General features: G+C 24.4%; 1 protein-coding gene. It reads right to left on the bottom strand.

From position 1 onward, the window contains the following. Positions 1 to 285: 285 nt before the first annotated feature. Complete coding sequence (locus tag QZU75_RS12630; protein WP_296884189.1) at positions 286 to 1,863, bottom strand: transposase; 1,578 nt, start codon at positions 1,861 to 1,863, stop codon at positions 286 to 288. Positions 1,864 to 2,335: the final 472 nt, after the last annotated feature.

The following is a 2,335-nucleotide window of genomic DNA, read 5'->3' as shown; positions in this document are numbered from 1 at the left end:
TTTTTAAGGGTTTTGTCAATAATTAATTTTTTTGATATTTTTTCTTATTTTATCTATTTTTGAATAAATTGGCTTTTGTTTTCATTTTTAAGTGTTAAAAACTTTTATTTTTCATTGGTTTTTGATGGTTTTTAATCGTAATTTTTATTTAATTTGAATTTCAAAAATTAAATTTGAACTTCCATTTTTGAATTCATGGTGTTTCTTTTCAAAAATGGTTGTTTAAGATATGGCGTACAGTCTATCTTAATGATGAACTATTAACACATCTAATGCTGGAGATGTTTAATACGCTGTGTCTTTAAGATTAATTAGTCTTGTAAGGTTGTAAATGGTGTTTCTTAGTTGGATCTCGTTATTTACTGCAGTTTCTGTGGTTCCGATTAATTTCAAAACTCCATTATCACCTTTCAAAAAACCATTTATGCCTTCACTTCTTGAAAAACGAGCAGGATAATGAATATTACATCGTTTATCTAAGAATTTTTCGGTCATTTGATAAATAAGGTCTGAAATATGGACAACTAGTCGTTTATGTTTGCAGTTATCAATATTTGGACATCCTTTGCAAGAATAGGTTTCAAAAATGTATTTCTTTGTCTTGCAATTGTCTGGAAGACCATCATCTTTATGTGGTTTCCGATGTTTTACCATTTTAACCTGGATTAATCTCATAAAACGTCCAAAAGGACAAATATAACCATTTTTAACTCTTTCAAAATCTTTTTTAGATGAATCTTTTCTTTTCTCTTCATAACCTTCTTCATGACGTAATTCGTTATTATGTGCTTCAGCTAATATTTTTGGCATTATTAAAGCATTTATTTTATTTTTAAATAAGTAATAAAGGTTTTCTGTTGAAAAATAACCTGAATCTGCAATTAGAATATGTTCACGAATTCTTCTTCGTATTTCAGAATAATTTCTTCTTTCACCAAATTCTCTTTGCATTTCAATAAAAAGTTCAATGGTTTCAAAAATGTCATTTAATACATTTTTAATTGTTTTTCGGTCATTTGATTGAGTTAGTAACATTCCAGTCAATATTATATGGTTTTCTGTCATAATTTCTTGCAGATTGAAAGCAAAATCATAAGTTCCTTTTTTCGTTTTCATCCAACAAGCTTCTGGAAATGAAATAGAAACACTATTTGCATTTCTTTCACTTAAAATACCATTATAAATATCCAATTTACTGAATATGTCTGTATTGTAGAGATTAATTCTTCTTAAGATTGAATTAATTGTTTTACACATTTTTTCATCATTTTTATAAAATTCTAATTTTTCTTCTAATCCTTTTATTGTGTAATTAATTGATTTTGGAGTATTATTATGTAATAAACCCCAATTATTAACCAGTATTAGTCTTTTTACTTCTTTTGGTGTGATTTTGTAGTATCTTGAAGCTCGAACAATAGCATCAGTTCCATCAACAAATAATTTAACAAAATCTAAGAAGTGTAAATCATTTAATAAAACCAATGTGGCAATAAAAACTTTTTTTATTACTTTAGCATCACTTTTATTTAAAAAATTGGCGAATGAATTGCGTGATGGCTTTAATCCACAAGTAACAATTAGAAGAAATCTGTTCTTTTTACATTCATCTTCCATTTTAGTATAATTGGCAATATCTATGCTAAAACAGTATAAAACCACTATTAAAAGTAGTGTTCTAGGATATGCGGGACGTCCACGCTTAGATTCAAATTCCAAATCCAATTGATGCATTAAATTTTGAACCATATTGCTGAAAGCAAAATTAGTGATTGTTAACAACATTTTAGGACAATCATCCTCCTGTTTAAGTTTATTTAAAATACTGCCATCTTTATACTCTTCTAATTCCATAACTGACATGAAAAATCAAAGAATATTTTAATTTAAAGAATTATCCTGTGGTTTTAATTTTTAAAATAAATTTCCAAAAAATTAACGAAAAATCCATTAAAATTAAATTAAACCACATAATTTTTATCGAAAAATTATATAAATAATTCTTATATAATAATATATAATTTAAACTATTTAATACTATTTATATTAAATTTAAAGTAATATTAAACTAAATTAAAGTAACTAAAATAATATTAATAAGTTGTTTTAAATTTAAACAATTTTTAATAGAAAAAATGAGAGTTTTAATTCAATGTGATGTTCAAAATTTTTTTCACAACAAAAAGATCAAAATAATGCTTAAATAAAAATTTTTGAAAAAAATTAAAAATACGACCTTAAAATAGAGCATAACAAAAATAAAGAACAATTCAATATTTAAATAAGAAAAATAAGTAAAATTATTAAATTAAAGATTTATTGACAAATCCCTTAA

Source organism: uncultured Methanobrevibacter sp. (genome assembly GCF_902764455.1).
Classification (GTDB): Archaea; Methanobacteriota; Methanobacteria; order Methanobacteriales; family Methanobacteriaceae; genus Methanocatella.
This window is presented reverse-complemented; position numbering and strand designations above follow the sequence as displayed.